The sequence below is a fragment of the Flavobacterium sp. B167r genome (assembly GCF_056824315.1).
Window position 1 is genome coordinate 383,879 of the sequence record NZ_CP124859.1, and the last position, 17,468, is coordinate 401,346.

The 17,468-nt window shown below is 33.8% G+C and carries 16 protein-coding genes; 7 read left to right on the top strand and 9 right to left on the bottom strand.

The window, feature by feature from the left end; all coding sequences use genetic code 11:
• Both rpsG and rpsL read right to left on the bottom strand, forming a co-directional pair.
• The gene (rpsG, locus tag QLQ96_RS01905; protein WP_017495022.1) at positions 1-477 is read right to left on the bottom strand and encodes a 30S ribosomal protein S7; all 477 of its coding nucleotides are present in this window, start codon (positions 475-477) and stop codon (positions 1-3) included.
• Between the two features lie 117 nt (positions 478-594).
• Positions 595-978, bottom strand: a complete 384-nt coding sequence (gene rpsL, locus QLQ96_RS01910) for a 30S ribosomal protein S12 (protein ID WP_007136570.1) — start codon at positions 976-978, stop codon at positions 595-597.
• Positions 979-1,301: 323 nt separating this feature from the next.
• On the opposite strand from rpsL, the gene QLQ96_RS01915 reads away from it, so the two are divergent.
• The 6 genes from QLQ96_RS01915 (at position 1,302) to QLQ96_RS01940 (ending at position 10,239) form a co-directional block, all read left to right on the top strand.
• Positions 1,302-2,861: a BamA/TamA family outer membrane protein gene (locus QLQ96_RS01915; protein WP_482494218.1), complete on the top strand. Its 1,560-nt coding sequence runs from the start codon at positions 1,302-1,304 to the stop codon at positions 2,859-2,861.
• An 84-nt stretch (positions 2,862-2,945) separates the two neighbouring features.
• Entirely contained in the window at positions 2,946-6,197 is a 3,252-nt protein-coding gene (locus QLQ96_RS01920) for a SusC/RagA family TonB-linked outer membrane protein (RefSeq protein ID WP_482494220.1), read from the top strand.
• A 3-nt stretch (positions 6,198-6,200) separates the two neighbouring features.
• Positions 6,201-7,667, top strand: a complete 1,467-nt coding sequence (locus QLQ96_RS01925; RefSeq protein WP_482494221.1) for a SusD/RagB family nutrient-binding outer membrane lipoprotein — start codon at positions 6,201-6,203, stop codon at positions 7,665-7,667.
• A 19-nt stretch (positions 7,668-7,686) separates the two neighbouring features.
• The gene (locus tag QLQ96_RS01930) at positions 7,687-8,490 is read left to right on the top strand and encodes a hypothetical protein (protein ID WP_482494222.1); all 804 of its coding nucleotides are present in this window, start codon (positions 7,687-7,689) and stop codon (positions 8,488-8,490) included.
• A 160-nt stretch (positions 8,491-8,650) separates the two neighbouring features.
• On the top strand, positions 8,651-9,385 hold the full coding sequence (gene rlmB / locus QLQ96_RS01935) for a 23S rRNA (guanosine(2251)-2'-O)-methyltransferase RlmB (protein WP_482496904.1): 735 nt from the start codon (positions 8,651-8,653) through the stop codon (positions 9,383-9,385).
• Between the two features lie 50 nt (positions 9,386-9,435).
• Entirely contained in the window at positions 9,436-10,239 is an 804-nt protein-coding gene (locus tag QLQ96_RS01940) for a DUF2490 domain-containing protein (RefSeq protein ID WP_482494224.1), read from the top strand.
• A 1-nt stretch (position 10,240) separates the two neighbouring features.
• Here the strand turns inward: QLQ96_RS01940 and QLQ96_RS01945 are convergent, their stop codons facing one another.
• Positions 10,241-10,738 (bottom strand): hypothetical protein, encoded by a 498-nt coding sequence (locus QLQ96_RS01945; protein ID WP_482494225.1) that lies wholly within the window; start codon positions 10,736-10,738, stop codon positions 10,241-10,243.
• Positions 10,739-10,801: 63 nt separating this feature from the next.
• Positions 10,802-11,566 (bottom strand): rhomboid family intramembrane serine protease, encoded by a 765-nt coding sequence (locus QLQ96_RS01950; RefSeq protein ID WP_482494227.1) that lies wholly within the window; start codon positions 11,564-11,566, stop codon positions 10,802-10,804.
• Between the two features lie 175 nt (positions 11,567-11,741).
• On the opposite strand from QLQ96_RS01950, the gene QLQ96_RS01955 reads away from it, so the two are divergent.
• The gene (locus tag QLQ96_RS01955; RefSeq protein WP_482494229.1) at positions 11,742-13,019 is read left to right on the top strand and encodes a replication-associated recombination protein A; all 1,278 of its coding nucleotides are present in this window, start codon (positions 11,742-11,744) and stop codon (positions 13,017-13,019) included.
• A gap of 14 nt (positions 13,020-13,033) precedes the next feature.
• On the opposite strand, the gene QLQ96_RS01960 is transcribed toward QLQ96_RS01955, so the two are convergent.
• From QLQ96_RS01960 to QLQ96_RS01980, 5 genes are all read right to left on the bottom strand, one after another.
• A complete protein-coding gene (locus tag QLQ96_RS01960) occupies positions 13,034-13,825 on the bottom strand; it encodes a hypothetical protein (RefSeq protein ID WP_482494230.1) in 792 nt (263 codons plus the stop codon).
• A gap of 2 nt (positions 13,826-13,827) precedes the next feature.
• Positions 13,828-14,514 carry a YjjG family noncanonical pyrimidine nucleotidase gene (locus QLQ96_RS01965; protein WP_482494231.1) on the bottom strand — a complete coding sequence of 229 codons (687 nt, stop codon included), beginning with the start codon at positions 14,512-14,514 and terminating at the stop codon, positions 13,828-13,830.
• A gap of 3 nt (positions 14,515-14,517) precedes the next feature.
• Positions 14,518-15,207, bottom strand: a complete 690-nt coding sequence (gene radC / locus QLQ96_RS01970) for a RadC family protein (RefSeq protein ID WP_482494233.1) — start codon at positions 15,205-15,207, stop codon at positions 14,518-14,520.
• Positions 15,208-15,352: 145 nt separating this feature from the next.
• The gene (locus tag QLQ96_RS01975) at positions 15,353-16,708 is read right to left on the bottom strand and encodes a UDP-N-acetylmuramate--L-alanine ligase (protein ID WP_482494235.1); all 1,356 of its coding nucleotides are present in this window, start codon (positions 16,706-16,708) and stop codon (positions 15,353-15,355) included.
• Positions 16,709-16,763: 55 nt separating this feature from the next.
• Positions 16,764-17,450, bottom strand: a complete 687-nt coding sequence (locus QLQ96_RS01980; protein ID WP_482494236.1) for a tetratricopeptide repeat protein — start codon at positions 17,448-17,450, stop codon at positions 16,764-16,766.
• Positions 17,451-17,468 lie beyond the last annotated feature (18 nt).

The following is a 17,468-nucleotide window of genomic DNA, read 5'->3' on the forward strand; positions in this document are numbered from 1 at the left end:
TTAAAATCTAAAGTGAGAGAATGCTTTATTAGCTTCTGCCATTTTGTGAGTATCCATTCTTTTCTTAACCGCAGCACCTTCTTCTTTAGCAGCAGCTAAACACTCTGACGCTAAACGTTGTGCCATAGATTTTTCATTTCTTCTTCTTGAATAAAGTATTAACCACTTCATTGCCATAGAAATTTTTCTGTCTGGACGAATTTGCATTGGAATTTGGAATGTAGCTCCACCAACTCTACGGCTACGTACTTCTACGTGAGGCATAACGTTTGTTAAAGCATCTTTCCAGATCTCTAATGAAGTCTTCTCATCATTTTGCTTTTTAGATTCAATGATATCAATTGCATCATAAAATACCTTAAAAGCTGTAGATTTCTTACCATCCCACATTAAGTTGTTTACAAAACGTGTTACCAATTGGTCATTAAACCTTGGATCTGGTAAAAGTGGTCTTTTCTTTGCCGCTCTTTTTCTCATGTCTTTTTTTTAAATAAAAAGTTATAGGTTATCCGTTAATTGTTGTGATATCGACCTTTGCTTACACAAAACGCTTCAACCCTCAACTCCTAACCTCCAACTCTTAACGTTTTTAAATTACTTTTTTGCTTCTTTTGGGCGTTTAGCACCGTACTTAGATCTTCTTTGCGTTCTTCCTGCAACTCCTGACGTGTCAAGCGCTCCACGAACGATATGATATCTAACACCTGGTAAATCTTTTACCCTTCCACCTCGCACTAATACTATCGAGTGCTCTTGTAGATTATGTCCTTCACCTGGGATGTAAGCATTCACTTCATTACCATTTGTCAAACGTACACGCGCAACTTTACGCATTGCAGAGTTTGGTTTTTTTGGTGTAGTAGTGTAAACACGCGTACAAACCCCTCTTCTTTGAGGACAAGAATCTAAAGCAACCGATTTACTCTTCTTAGTGATCTGAGTTCTTCCTGTTCTTACTAATTGTTGAATTGTTGGCATAATTAATACTAAAAATTATTATGTTTATTAAATTCCCGCTTTTTACGGGGTTGCAAATGTATAAAATATTTTTCAGTATACAAACGTTAAACCATTAATTTTCAACAACCTTATTTATATCTATGATTTAACAAAGAAAGATCTGATATTTGCTTAACATTTAACAAACAAGTCAATTACATTTGAAACAACTACAATACATACTCATTTTACTTCTGTCATCAAATTGTTTTGCACAATCTTTCTACCTTAATATAAAGGGAATCAATAAAAAACAAAACCAAGCCATTGACTCAATTTTTTACACAAAAAAACATCCAAAGATGAAATTGCTAAACAGCGAAGTTTTGACAGTAACAAATAAACTTGCAAAACAAGGCTACATAGACTCAAAGATACTTGAAAACACAAAGACAAACGACAGCACATTCACTGTTTTAATAGACTTAAAAACTAGAATAAAAGAGGTACATATATATATAGGTATAAATAGTTTTTTTTATGAATCAAAAAAAACAACAAAAGACAGCATAATTATACCTTACTTAGAACTTGAAAATTTCTTAAATCAAGAAATATCTCACAACGAAAAAGCTGGTTTTGCTTTTTCAAAAATTAAACTTGAAAATATCATAAAAAAGAATTCAATAATTTATGCGAGTTTAAATTTCGATACCGAAAAAAAAAGAGACTTAAATTCCATTATTGTAAATTACACAAATCCCGCTTTGAAAGATTACTTTCCAAAAGGAGCCTTGAAACAATTAAACAAAAAATACATAAACAAGACTTTTAACCAAGAAACTGTAAAAAGACTTTATGATGACATTAATAGTTTTGAATTTGTTTCACAAACCAAATACCCAGAAATTCTATTCACTGCAGATTCAACAAAAATCTATACTTATCTTGACAAAAGGAAAGCGAACAATTTTGATGGATACATCGGTTTTTCAAATGACGAGAATAAAAAGCTAATTCTGAATGGGTATTTAGACATCGCATTAACCAATATACTAAAAGCTGGCGAAAAATTTTCTCTTTATTGGAAAAGCGATGGCAATCAGCAAAAGACTTTCAATACAAAACTCGAAATCCCATATATATTTCAATCTCCTATTGGCCTAAAGGCTCAATTAAACATCTTCAAACAAGACAGCACTTTTCAAAATACCAAAACAGACATTAACCTCGGATATTATTTAAACTATAATTCCAAACTCTATCTCGGCTACCAATCTACTGAATCAAGCGATATTCAAAACATCAACAACTCGACAATCAGTGATTTCAACAATTCATACATTACATCTACTTACGAATACAAAAAAACAGACCCAAACAATAACCTAATGCCTGGAAAAGCTTTTTTAAACCCTATTATCGGATTTGGAAAACGAGAAACAAATAGCGATCCTGAAACAGCAAAACCAAGCAAACAATTTTATATAAATTTAAATGCTTCATACAATTTTGAGCTAAATAGCAAAAATTTCATTAACATAAATTCGCAAAATTTTTATTTAGATAGCAAAAATTACATTTCGAATGAATTATTTAGATTTGGCGGAATGAATTCACTTAGAGGATTTTCAGAAAATAGTCTTCAAGCAAACTTTTACTCTGCAATTCTTACAGAATACAGATACATGTTCTCAAAAAGCGCATTTATACATTCTATTGTGGATTACGCTATCTATCAAGACTTAACCAGTATTTCAAATCCTGAAAAAATTAAGAATTTAATAGGAATTGGAATAGGTGCAGGAATACAAACAAAAAACGGAATTTTACGAATTATTCTCACGAATGGTCAGCAAAATCAACAAGAAATACAATTATATAACACTATCGTAAACATATGTTATAATGTTAAATTTTAAAATTTACCAAAAAAAGATTTTTATTTATTAGGAAAGTTAACAAATTATTAAGAGTTTTGCGATACTAATTCAAAATATTTAAAAATGAAACTAAAGTTCAATGGATTCTTAGTGCTTTTATTAGTACTAGTTGCGCAACTTTCTTTTGCGCAAGAAAGAGCTGTTTCGGGAACAGTTTCTGACAATGCAGGAATGCCTTTACCAGGTGTTAGTGTATTAGTTAAAGGAACCAAAGCTGGAACGCAAACCGATTTTGATGGTAAATACTCTATCAAAGCATCATCAAGCCAAGTATTGGTATTTAGCTACATTGGGATGAAAACTCAAGAGATAGCTGCAACTTCATCAACAGTTAACGTAAAATTAGCTGGAGATGCTCAAGAACTTGAAAGCGTTGTAGTAACAACCGCTTTAGGTGTTAAAAGAGAGAAAAAATCTCTTGGTTACGCAACACAAGAGGTAAAAGGTGGCGATTTAAGAAACGGTACTTCAAGTGGTAACTTCTTAAACGAACTTTCTGGTAAAGTTGCCGGTGTTAACATTACAAGAAACACTAACTTTGGAGGTTCTACAAGTGCTATTTCTCGTGGGGTTAAAGCTATTGGTCAAAGTAATGAGATGTTAATCGTAATTGATGGTATGCCTATCAACAACGGTAACAACACAAATGACGGTACAACAGCTCAATCTTCTGGAGGTAGAGGTTTTGACTACGGTAATAACGGTATGGATATCAATCCAGAAGATATTGAAAGCGTGAACGTATTAAAAGGTGCTGCGGCTTCTGCGTTATACGGATACTTAGCTGGTAACGGGGTTTTAATGATCACGACTAAAAAAGGTAAAGCTAAAAAAGGATTAGGTATTACTGTTTCTTCTGAAGTAGTAACTGGTAGCCCAGACAAAAGCACTTTCATTAAGTACCAAAAAAATTATGGTGCTGGATACGGTTCTTCTTTCTCTTCACAAGATATCGATGGTGACGGAGTTAATGACAGCGTAGTTCTTATGGGAGACGATGCTTCTGTTGGGGATCGTTTTGATTCTACAAATAATGTTTACCAATGGGATGCTTTCTCTGCATATCCAGGAAATGCTAACTATGGTAAAGCAACTCCATGGAAAGCTGCTGCAAATGATCCTTTCTCTTTCTTCAAAAACTCACTTTCATTAGTGAACAGTATCTCTTTTGAAGATGGAAACGAAAAAACTAATGTTGTATTTAATTATACTAACACAGACCAAACTGGTACTTTAATTAACAGTGAATTGAGAAAAAACAATTTCAGTTTAAAATTAAATCACCAATTTACAGATAGATTATCTTTAAGCACATTTGCTAACTTTGCTGCACAACAAACAGTAGGTAGAAACATGACAGGATACAGCGATAATATCGTTTCTGGTTTCCGTCAGTGGTGGCAAACAAACGTTGATATTAAAGAATTAGAAAGAGCATACAACAATTCAGGAGGACAAAACATTACTTGGAACAGAAAATCTGTTGAAAATGGAGCTCCTGCTTACTGGAATAACCCTTACTTCGAGCGTTACCAAAACTACCAAAATGACAGTAGAAATCGTTTTATCGGTTACGCAAACTTAACTTACAAAATTGCTGACTGGCTTTCTGCAACTGGAAAAATCTCTACAGATACTTACTCTGAGATTCGTGAAGAAAGAGTTGCTGTAGGATCTGTAGCAAAAACATTTGGTATCAATGCTCTTGATGAGACTTCTGGATACCAACGTTACAATGGTAATTTCTCTGAGCAAAACTATGACTTAATCCTTACTTTCAACAAAAAATTTGGAGAAGACTTTAGTTTAAATGGAGTAGCTGGAGGAACAATTAGAAACACTTATTTCAACCAAATTACTGCTTCTACTCAAGGAGGTTTAATTATTCCTGGAATTTACAGTTTATCTAACTCTAAAGCTGCGAGTCCATACCCTTACGAAAGAGAAACTACAACTTCAGTTAATAGTTACTACGCTTCTGGATCTTTCGGATACTTAGATACATATTTTATCGATGCAACTGCACGTAGAGATGCATTCTCAAACTTACCTGCAGATGACAACTCTTTACCAAGTTATTCAGTTTCTGGTAGCTGGGTTTTCTCTAAAAACATTAACGCTAGTTGGTTAAGCTTTGGTAAATTAAGAGGTGGTTACTCTGAAAGCCCACTAGGTACACCAGCATTAGCATTGGTTGACACTTATACAAAATACGATCCGTTTAACAACAATCAAATGTATTCTGTAAACTCTATCAAAAACAATCCAGATCTTGAGCCTATTAAAAGTACTACTCAAGAGATTGGTCTTGAGATGCAATTCTTAAACAGAAGAGTTGGATTTGACGTGAGTTTATACAAAAACGTTAATGACGGAGAAGCTGTAAGAGTACCTTACTCAACTTCTACAGGTTATACTTCTAAATATGTAAATGCTGCTACAGTAGAAAACAAAGGTATCGAGGTTCAATTTAATGTAACTCCAATAAAAACAAATAACTTTTCTTGGGATGTTAACGTAAACTGGTCTAAAAACGAAAACATGGTTACTGCTTTAGCTGATGGTGTAACTAACTTACAAGTTTCTTCTTTTCCTGGTACAGTAACTTTAAATGCTGTTGTTGGACAGCCATTTGGTGTGTTGAAAGGAACAGATTATACTTATGATGCTAACGGACAAAGAATCATTAACCCAGCAACTGGTAGATACGTAATCAATACTTCTACAAACAACATTATTGGAAACATCAATCCTGATTGGATTGGAGGTATTCGTAACAAATTTGCTTACAAAAACCTATCTTTTAGCTTCTTAATTGATGCTAAACATGGAGGAGATGTATTCTCTACTGACCAATGGTATGGAGTTGGGACTGGTTTAACTGATGAAACTGGTGGAAACAATGATCTTGGAATTCCTAAAAGAAACAGCTTAGTAACTGGTGGTGGTGTAATTCTTCCAGGTGTTTATGCTGACGGAACTCCAAACACAACAAGAACTGCTTATTCTACAGGTGGAGCTATTACAAATGCTTACACTAATGGACCAAGAAGTCAATATGTTTATGATGCTGGCTTTATCAAATTAAGAGAGGTAAACATTACATATACTTTACCATCTTCTTTAGTACAAAAAATGAAATTAGTTGACGCTAGAGTTTCACTTATTGGATCTAACCTATGGATCATCCAAAAGAATCTTCCAGATGCAGATCCAGAAAGTGGATTAGGGTCTAACGTAGGATCTCAAGGACTTTCTATCGGTTCTTTACCAACAACTAGAAATATTGGTTGTAACTTAACAATAAAATTCTAAGCTATGAAAAATAGATTATTAATATTAATATCGTTCATTGCCTTATTTTCATCTTGCTCAGATGATTTTGGGAACATGAATCAAGACACAAAAAACCCTACTATTACTTCTCCAGAATTTTTATTTACAAATGCTGAGAAATTTATGGTAGATCAGGTTACAAGCACATCTGTAAACTTTAACGTATTCAGACTATATGCTCAACAATGGGCAGAGGTGCAGTACCCACAAGAAACTCAATATGACTTAACTGGACGTACAATTCCAGATCGTCACTGGGCAACTTACTACCGTGATGTACTTAGAGATTTTAAAGAAGCTAAAACTCTTTTAATTGAGCAAAAAGCTAGCTACACTGGAGCTCCAGAAGGTTTAGTGGTAATTGATAATAAAATCGCAATTATTGACATTTTAACTTCTTATTGCTATGGCATCTTAGTTGATACTTTTGGAGATGTTCCTTACACAGAAGCTTTAGATATTGATGGTCATCCTCAACCAAAATATGATGATGCTCAAACTATTTACAGAGATTTACTTGCAGTATTAACTGCTGCGTCTCATAAATTAGATACATCTGCTGGAAGCTATGATAATGCTGACCTTATTTACGGTGGTGATACTGCAAAATGGGCTAAATTTGCAAACTCTCTTCGTTTAAGAATGGCTATCATGATGGATGATGTTGATCATACTTATGCTACGGCACAAGCATTAGCTGCTCAAACAGATGGTTTAATCTTAGCAAGTGCTGACGGTGCTTACATGCCATATGCTACAAATACAACAAATAACAACCCGTTATACCTTGACTTAGTAGCTAGCGGACGTGACGATTTTGTTCCAGCTAATACATTTGTAGATAAATTAAATGCACTTTCTGATCCAAGAAGACCTAAGTACTTTACTGAGTACCCAGCAGGATCTGGATTATACAAAGGAGGAGTATACGGAACTGTTAACATTTATGGAGATTTCTCTCACATAACTCCAACAATTAAAAATCCTGTTTATCCAGGTGTACTTTTCACATATTCTGAAGTAGAATTTTTATTAGCTGAAGCTGTAGAAAGAGGTATTGGTGTTGGTGGTTCTGCTGAATCTCACTACAACGCTGCCGTTACTGCATCTTTAGAAGATTGGGGAGTAGATGCTGGTGATATCACAACTTACTTAGCTAGAACTGATGTAGCATATGCTACTGCTACAGGTACTTGGAAACAAAAAATTGGAGAACAAGCTTGGATAGCTTTCTATAATAGAGGTTTTGAAGCTTGGACTTCTTACAGAAGATTAGATTTCCCTGCTTTAGTTGCGCCTCCTGTAACATTTGGTGATATCACTGAAGTTCCAAAACGTTACTCTTATCCAGGAATCGAGCAGACATTAAATTCTGCAAACTTAGAAGCTGCAGTTGCAAAATTGGGTAACAATGCTGTAACTACTAAACTATTCTGGGACAAACACTAATATATTTAATAGTACGAATATGAAAAAATACATAAAACAGATTGCTGCATTTGCATTTATTGCAACATTAGCTTCTTGTTCTGCAGATGACAATCTGGAACTTGCAACTGCAGGAGGTAATGCAGTTCCTACAACGTCGACTATCAGTCGTTTAGAAAACAATTATGACTTGGTACTTAATACTTTTACTAAACCAGGTGTAACTGTTTCTAAAGTTGAAATTTTTAAAAACGCTGCAAAAACAACTTCAGATCCTATCGTATTTGGAGACAAAGTAGCTGATGCAACTTTAAGTGAAGGAAAAGCTACTTTCAACACTTCTAAATTAGGAAGTTTTGACAATTTCCCTGTAACATCAGGTGGTACAACAACATTGACTGGTAAAACTGGAACATTCCAATTAGCAGTTCTTGGAACTTACTCTGATGGTACTACAACAAGAGCTACATTCAGTTTAGCAGTTGGAAAAGGAATCACTTGGCAAGGTTTTGATGATGCTGGAGATCTTGTAAACACTACTTCAAGTGGTGTAACATCAATAGCATACAATGACACAACTCCAGTTGAAGTATATTTTGCTCCAATTAAGAAAACAAGCACTACAATAACAAGTATTGTTGGATACTGGGCAAAAAATGGAGATACTAATTTCACTGCATTACCAGGAACTTTACCAGTTACTAAGCAATCAGTAGATTTAGCTGCAATTCCATATTCTACTTACGGAGGACTTGTTGCAGGAGATAAAATCACTTACAGATTTGTTATAACTTCAGGAACTCAAACTGATCAAATTTCTACAACAGTTACATTTGGAAACTAAGGATAGAAGTTACTGACTATGTTCAAATAACAAAAGTCAAGAATTGAAATTCTCATACAAAGAAGGAGTTTTAGCTAAATAATACTTCTTTTATAATGAAACTAAACCATCCCAATCCGGGATGGTTTTTTTTTATATAAACATTACCTATATTTGTCCAATGGAAAAAGAACATCAAATATTTGGCATTAGAGCCATCATAGAAGCAATTCAGGCAGGAAAAGAAGTAGACAAAGTTTTCATACAGAAAGATATTTCTGGTGAGCTTATGAAAGATTTAATGAAAGTGATGAAACGTGCAAACGTTAATTTCTCATATGTCCCTGTAGAGAAATTAAATCGTCTAACTCTAAATAATCACCAAGGTGCAGTAGCAACCATCTCTCCTATTGGTTTTATCGATTTAGAGCATTTAGTTGAATCTACTGTTGAGTCAGGTAAAAAACCTCTTTTTCTTATCTTAGATCAGATATCAGATGCTAGAAACTTTGGCGCTATTATTAGAACTGCAGAATGTACAGGTGTAAACGGGATCATTGTACAAAAAGCTGGATCTGCTCCTGTGAACGGCGATACCGTAAAAACTTCTGCTGGAGCTGTATTCAATGTGCCGATTTGTAAAGTTGAACACATAAAGGACGCTATCTTTTACCTGCAAGGTTCAGGAATCAAAACAGTGGCTGCAACTGAAAAAACAGATCAAAACATCTATGACGTATCTCTAGTAGAACCAGTAGCAATTATTATGGGATCTGAAGATCGAGGAATAAATCCTTCTGTCTTAAAAATTGTAGACGAAAAAGCAAAGCTTCCAATGTTTGGTTCAATCGGATCTCTAAACGTGTCCGTTGCCTGTGGAGCTTTTCTATACGAAGCTGTTCGACAAAGAATCTAAAGCATATTGAGATTAAGATGAGAATGAAATAATTAAATACCTTTTAATTAATGCCTTCAAAATCTAATTCAAAATTAAAAATTACTTTATTCCGCTGCCTGTTTGTAGTTTTTATAATTACAAACGGCTACGGACAAAATACTACGTATAATCAGTTTTGGAATGAATTTCAGTTCAATCAGACTTTAAGCAAAAAGTGGGCAACTGAAATAGATTTTGCTACAGCTTACAGCAGTACCGAATCATCACCAAACTTATTTAAAAATACGATTCAAAGATCCATTAGAGGTTGGGGACATTACTACTTTTCTCCAAGATGGAAATTCTCCGCTTTTGTGGCTCATTTCAATAATAGAGATGTACCAGAAATTGGTCAATTCGAATCTCCCGAATGGCGTTTTGCTCTTCAAGGCACTTATTTTTTTCATAAAACAGGTTACACATTAAGCACAAGAATGCGTGCTGAATATCGTCACATTAAAAATGAAGACGATGAATATGAAAATGTTTTTAGATACCGCCAACAGATTAAATACATTCAACCTCTTAACAGTAAATTTTTAAGAAGTGGCGTTGTTTATGCAGTCGCTTCTGATGAGCTTTATTTTAAATCTGGCGCGAAAGTTACAGGCGAAAGTTTCTTTGATCGGAATCGATTGAATATTGGGGCTGGTTATTTGTTTACAGATGATTTCCAAGTTGAATTAACTTACTGCAACGAATACCTTCCAAGAAATAACGGAAATCAAACGACTAATGCTGCCTCTCTAACGGTAACCTTAAATAATCTTATTCGAAATCTTCAAAAGAAAATCGAAGCTAAAAACCATCCCGAAGTAAAAGACGAAGAGTAAACTAGTTTTCTTCTTTCTTTAAAAAGCATTTTAGCTGTTCTACAATAGCATTTTTATGAAGCTTAAAGTTATAGCTTCTTACAAATTCAGTGCCTTGCATATTAATTTCAGCACTAACAGCTTCGTAATTAGAAAATGCTTCGATATCTTTATTATCAATCAAATAAAGCACCTGCATAATAGAATCGTTACGTCGATATTGAGTATCGTAATGGGTCAGTTTATATGTTTTGTTATCTGCTAAGTGAATTACTAAATCATCTTTAATTTTCTTCCCTTCTTTCTTTTCAGGAAAAGGCGTAGGCTGTAGTGCAACAAAATAATGTTCTTCGTCAGTAACAATATTAATTTTTAGCGATTTTGATTTTGTTGTATAAAAGACTGCTGGTTCAAAATAGTAAATCATACTTCCATCCGCCTGCACCCTATTTTTTATTTCACATTGAGCAATGCCCTTCGCATTAAAAACAAAACATAAAAACAAAACTAAAAACTTCATTTTCATAATACTCGAAATTAAATTGTTAGCCTAACAAATTTACTTCTTTTATTTCAAATAAAATTATTGCTTAGTTTCTTCTTCTTGCTCTGCTTTTTTGATGACGATATAATTTACTGAATGACTAGAAAAAAAATAATCAATCCCCTCCTCTTCCTCATGGGAAACAGGTACAAAATTTCCATTTTCATCAAAATGCCTCATAAAAGGATCATTGCTTGGATCAAAATCTGGACGCTGCCAATCGTAAACTATTGGTTTTGCATATTCAGGCGCTTTGTAAAATAAAGACAAAACGAAACCTGTGATAAGACCTGCCAAATGCCCTTCCCAAGAAATAGATTGATCAACATCTGGAAAAACATACCAGATCATTCCGCCGTAAAGTAAAATTACGGTTAAAGACAACGCTACCAATCTGTAATACTTAGTCTGAATACCTTTAAAGAAAATAAAACTAACTAACACATAAATTAATCCGCTAGCGCCAATATGGAAATTTTCTCTTCCTACCACCCAAGTTATCAATCCTGAAAATATAATCCCGTAGACAATAACTCCAAAAGTTTGTTTTGGATAAAAAAACTGCATTGCCGCCAATAGTATTAACATTGGAATACTATTGTTATATAAATGATCTAAATTTTCATGAATGAATGGACTAAACAAAACACCTCGAAGTCCTATAAAATCACGAGGATAAATTCCGTATCGATAAAAATCAAAATCAAAGCGGATTTGAAGCCAATATATTATCCATAAAAAAAGCACAAAAAATAACGGAAGTCCTATAACCGAATTTGAAAATCTAAAATTAGTATCGCTCATATTTTCACAAAATAACATTTAACTGAACTCAAAAAACTATCCAAAAATATTTTACTGATAATTTGTCATATCAGAAAACAAGAAATTGTCTCAAATCAGAACAATCCTTCTCTTTGACTACTGTTTTAACTTTTGAATGAACGAAATTTAAATCTTAAAATAGTAATTTTGTGATATGGAAGCACCTTTAGCAGAGCGTATTCGTCCGCAGAAATTAGAAGATTATATAAGCCAACTTCATTTGGTTGGACCAACTGGTTCTTTAACACAGCAAATTTCAAAAGGAATAATTCCTTCGTTGATTTTCTGGGGGCCTCCTGGCACAGGAAAAACAACATTAGCCCAAATTATTGCTCAGGAGTCAAAAAGACCATTTTATATTCTAAGCGCGATAAACTCTGGTGTAAAAGATATTCGCGATGTTATTGAAAAAGCTAAACAAAGCGGCGGACTTTTTACTGCTAAAAATCCGATCCTTTTTATTGATGAGATTCATAGATTTAGTAAGTCTCAACAAGATTCCCTTTTGGCTGCTGTCGAAAAAGGCTGGATAACTTTGGTGGGGGCGACAACCGAAAACCCAAGTTTTGAAGTAATTCCTGCATTATTGTCACGTTGCCAAGTTTATATACTAAATGCTTTTACAAAAGCCGATTTAGAAGCTCTTTTAGAGCGAGCAATGAAAACAGATGCTTATTTATTGACAAAAAAAATAAATTTAAAAGAAACAGAAGCTTTATTGCGCATTTCTGGTGGTGACGGAAGAAAACTTCTCAATGTATTTGAACTTGTCGTTAATGCTTCTTCCGGTGACGAAATTACGATAACCAACAATCGCGTTTTAGAACTTGTACAACAAAACACGGTTCTTTATGATAAAACTGGTGAACAGCATTACGATATTGTTTCTGCATTCATAAAATCTATTCGCGGCAGTGATCCTAATGGAGCCGTTTATTGGTTGGCCAGAATGATTGAAGGTGGAGAAGATGTAAAATTCATTGCCAGAAGAATGCTTATTTTGGCAAGTGAAGATATTGGAAATTCGAACCCAACTGCACTTATAATGGCAAATAACACATTTCAAGCCGTTACTACTATCGGATATCCGGAAAGCCGTATCATTTTAAGCCAATGTGCCATTTATTTAGCTACATCTCCAAAAAGCAATGCTTCTTATATGGCCATTGGAAATGCCCAGCAATTGGTAAAACAAACTGGCGATTTACCTGTTCCGATACATTTGAGAAACGCTCCAACCAAATTAATGAAAGAGTTAGGATATGGAGATGAATATAAATATTCGCACGACTATGCCAATAACTTTGCTGAACAAGAGTTCTTGCCAGATGCTATAAAAGAAACGGTTCTTTATAATCCTGGAAACAATTCTAGAGAAAACAGTACCCGCGAATTTTTAAAGAACCGTTGGAAAGATAAATACGGCTATTAAACCGTATTTTGTATTTAGAATTTAACTACAATTTTTTCTGAAACCAGTTTGTCATTCTGATACGACTCAAAATACCATTGACCATCTTCTTTCAAGATTAGCGAACCTTGAACATTATCTTTTGTTGCGATGTAAACATTTGGCTGTGAAGTTTTAAAAAGTTTCATTACCACTTTTGGCGTTTTATCGATCAATTGATAACCAGATTCTGTTGGCTGAGCATATAATAAATTTGGATCTTTTAAATCTGGTGAAGGAGTCGCCGCAACCGTATTCGCAGGTGCTACTTTTACTGCCGCAGCTGCAGGAACAACTGTTGACGCTGCCAAAGTTTCTGCCGTATTTTTCTGCGCAACTGGCACTTTGGATGCTTCTACGGTCTTACCGCTGTATTTATAATGCAAAGCATAAATCGATTTAAAAGCATTATCTAGAGATTCTCTGTAAGCAACCTCATATTCTTTCTCTCTACTTTTACCCATTTCTGATGTGTAGACAACTTGTCCGTAACAATCTTTCAATTCAACAAAAAGTTTAGTTACCAAAAATGCATTGTCTTTTTTTACATCAATGTATAAAACCTGACAACGATCTGTAAGTCCGTCTGGCAATTGCTCATTTGTATAATAAGCTTCAAAACCAGCTTTTAGTAAATTTGACTTTGTTAATGTAGCCAAACGATATTGATTATCTGTTTTTATAAAATCATATCTTAAAGGCACAATTACAGCCCTGTAATCATTAACAGACTGCGCAAATCCGACAACTGAACATAACAAAGCAGTAAGTAAAAGTTTAATTTTCATAATTATAAATAGTTTTTTAGTTCTAATAGATGGTTAATTTGTTTATAATTTCCCGAAATATTTAATCTCTTTTCATTAAAGTAGATAGCATCCAAGCCTGCATTCAAGGCTCCGTTTACATCAGCTTCAAAATCGTCTCCAATCATAATGCTGTTTTCTTTTGAAGCATTTGCCAATTTTAATGCATAATCAAATATAATACTATTTGGTTTTTTAACTCCAGCTAATTCAGAATTTGTAATTGTACTGAAATATCCTCCAAGTGAAGCATTATTTATTTTCTTTTCCTGAACTTGAGCAAATCCGTTTGTTATAATATGGAGTTTATATTTTGGTTTTAAATATTCTAAAACTTCAATGGCTCCATCAAAAAGATAATTATTGTCGGTAAGGAATTCGATGTAATCATTCGCAATTTCAAAAATATTTTCCTCTGAAATTACATAATTCAATGCATCAAATGAAAACTTCAAACGATTATAACGCAATTCTTGGTGCGTAATTTTATCATTCTGATACAATCGCCAGCATTCTTGATTGATCGGAATATATTCTTTAATAAAATCCTGAGTAATGATTTCTTGAAATTTACTTTTAAAAATACGCTCAAAAGCCATTTCTGAGTTTTTATCAAAATCCCAAAGCGTGTGATCTAAATCAAAAAAGATGTCGGTAATATTAGTATTCATGCATTAAAAAATTCCTTCATCTACAAAACTATAATATTTTGATTCAGTTATAATCAAATGATCTAAAACTTTAACATCTAGTACTTCTCCAGCACTTTTTATTTTTTTTGTAATTTGCCTATCAGCATTGCTCGGCACTAAAGTCCCTGAAGGATGATTATGACATAAGATCAAGGCTGTAGCGCCATTTTCGAGTGCGAATTTAAAAACTAAGCGCACATCTACCACTGTACCTGCGATACCTCCTTTACTTAATTGCGTTTTAGAAATCACCTTATTAGAATTATTAAGAAAAAGCACCCAAAATTCTTCGTGCTGAAGATCGCCAATAATGGGGTGCATTAGCTCAAAAACTGATTTACTTGAAGTTATTTTTTTTAATTTTAATACATCTTCTCCTCTTTGTCTCTTCCCAAATTCTAAAGCTGCAACAATAGAGACAGCTTTAGCCTCACCTATTCCTTTAAATTGCATTAATTGAGAAATGGACATTTTGCCCAAAGCATTTAGATTTTTTGAAGCAGCTAAAATTCGTTGACTTAATGCAACAGCAGATTCATTACGACTTCCTGAGCCAATTAAAATAGCAAGCAATTCTGCATCGCTTAAAGCTTCTTTTCCTTTAAGCATTAATTTCTCGCGAGGTTTGTCATCATCAGACCAATCTTTTATCGCAAAATGACCTCCATCCATAAACATAAAATTCTGAAGGCGAAGATATATTAAAAACAAGAAAAATCTTTCAAATTACTAAAATTTATATGATTAAAAAAGCAAAAAAAAAGTGCCAACTGAAAAACAATTGGCACATTATCTAATTTTCAAATTGAATAATTAATTACCCAATCAATCCTTTAACATCATCAAAGTTCAAACCTCCGTAATTACCTGAACTCATTAGTAAAAGTGCAGAATTATCTAAATTTAAGTTGAATAAATACTCTTTAAATTCAACCGGATTTGTATAAATAATCAAATCTTTTCTGTTGAATGCTGTCGCAATCTGCTCGTAAGTTACTTCTTCCAATTGCTTAATTTTTACAGCATCTGGCGAATAGAATACAACCGCAACATCAGCATATTCTAAAGCGCCTTCATATTCTTTCAAAAATGCGGCATTCAAACTGCTGTAAGTGTGCAATTCTAAACAAGCCACTAAAGTTCTGTTCGGATATTGTTCTTTAACGGCTTTTGTAGTTGCAGCCACTTTACTTGGCGAATGTGCAAAATCTTTATAAGCCACTTTTCCTTTACCCTCAGCAATTTTTTCCAAACGTTTAGAAGCTCCTTTGAAACTAGCAATCGCTTCGTAGAAATCTTCTTCATCAACACCCATATTTTGACAGATCCATTTTGCTCCAGCCAAATTATTTAAATTGTGAGCTCCAAAAACTTCAATTGGCATATCTCCTTCTGGAGTTTTCAATAAAGTTACACCATCATTTACAGAATATTCTGGAGTTGAATATGCAATTTTTCTAATCGGATTTGTAGCCGCTTCAGCGACACGTTTTACTTCAGAATCATTTTCATTGTAAACCAAAATCCCGCCGTTTGTAATTTTTTCAATGAAAATTTCAAACTGTTCCACATAGTTTTCATATGTTGGAAAAACATTAATGTGATCCCAAGCAATTCCAGAAATTAAAGCAATATTTGGTTGATATAAATGAAACTTTGGACGTCTATCGATTGGAGAAGATAAATATTCATCACCTTCCAAAACCATGAAATCATTTTCTTCTGTCAAATGCACCATTGTATCGAATCCTTCTAACTGCGCTCCCACCATATAATCTACCGCAATATTGTGATAATGCATTACATGAAGAATCATTGAAGTAATAGTGGTTTTACCATGAGAACCGCCAATTACAACGCGTGTTTTGTTTTTAGATTGTTCGTATAAAAACTCAGGATACGAATAAATTTTCAAACCCAATTCCTGCGCTTTTAATAATTCAGGATTATCCGCTTTTGCGTGCATTCCTAAAATAATCGCATCAATATCTGAAGTGATTTTTTCTGGAAACCATCCCATTTCGGCAGGAAGAATTCCTTTCTTTTCTAATCTTGATTTTGAAGGTTCAAAAATTGCGTCGTCACTTCCTGTAACTTGGTATCCTTTATTATGTAATGCTAGTGCAAGATTGTGCATAGCGCTTCCGCCGATGGCGATGAAATGTGTTTTCATTTAAATTCCAATTTTTAAATTCCAAATCTCATTTTTTCTGAAATTTGCCTTTATATTATTCCGCGAATTTTTGTTTTAAATCCTTAGCTTTTTTGGGGTCTTTTAACTTATTCAAATATAGATTATATAATTTTTGAAATGTCACTTTTGAACCACCAATTTCATGCGCTTTCTTATAATTTTTCTCCGCCAGATTATACCTTTTGAAATATTCTTCAATTCTACCTCGTGATAAATAACCATCGACCGGAGAAAATTGAGCTAGTTCATTTGAATAGGCAATCGCTTTCGATTCACTTCCTCCCAAAATACCTGGCAATTGGAGATATATTTCGATTAAAGCCCACCTTGCCTGCACATGTTTTGGATTCAATTCTATAGCTTTTTCAAAAGCTTCTGTCATATCCCCAACCATTGTAAAAGCTTTTAATCGATTCACTTCAACCGCTCTCATGGCCAAACATCCTCCATACTTGAAAAAATAATCAGCTGTATTAGGGCGTAATTCTTTAAGTTTTTTGAAATATGCAGCTCCTTTTACCCACAATTTTTGATGTCCTGCTCCTTCTCCTAAATACTCTAATGCTTTTATATCGGATGGATTATTTTTTAAAATCCCTTCAAAAATAGACTCAGCTTCGCTATATTTTTTGGCCTGAAATAATTTTTCACCCTTCTCAAAATTAGATTGTGCCCAACCAAAAGCAGGCAAAATAAAAAGAAATAAAAGGAGATTTTTCATGCTTCAAAAATAACAAAA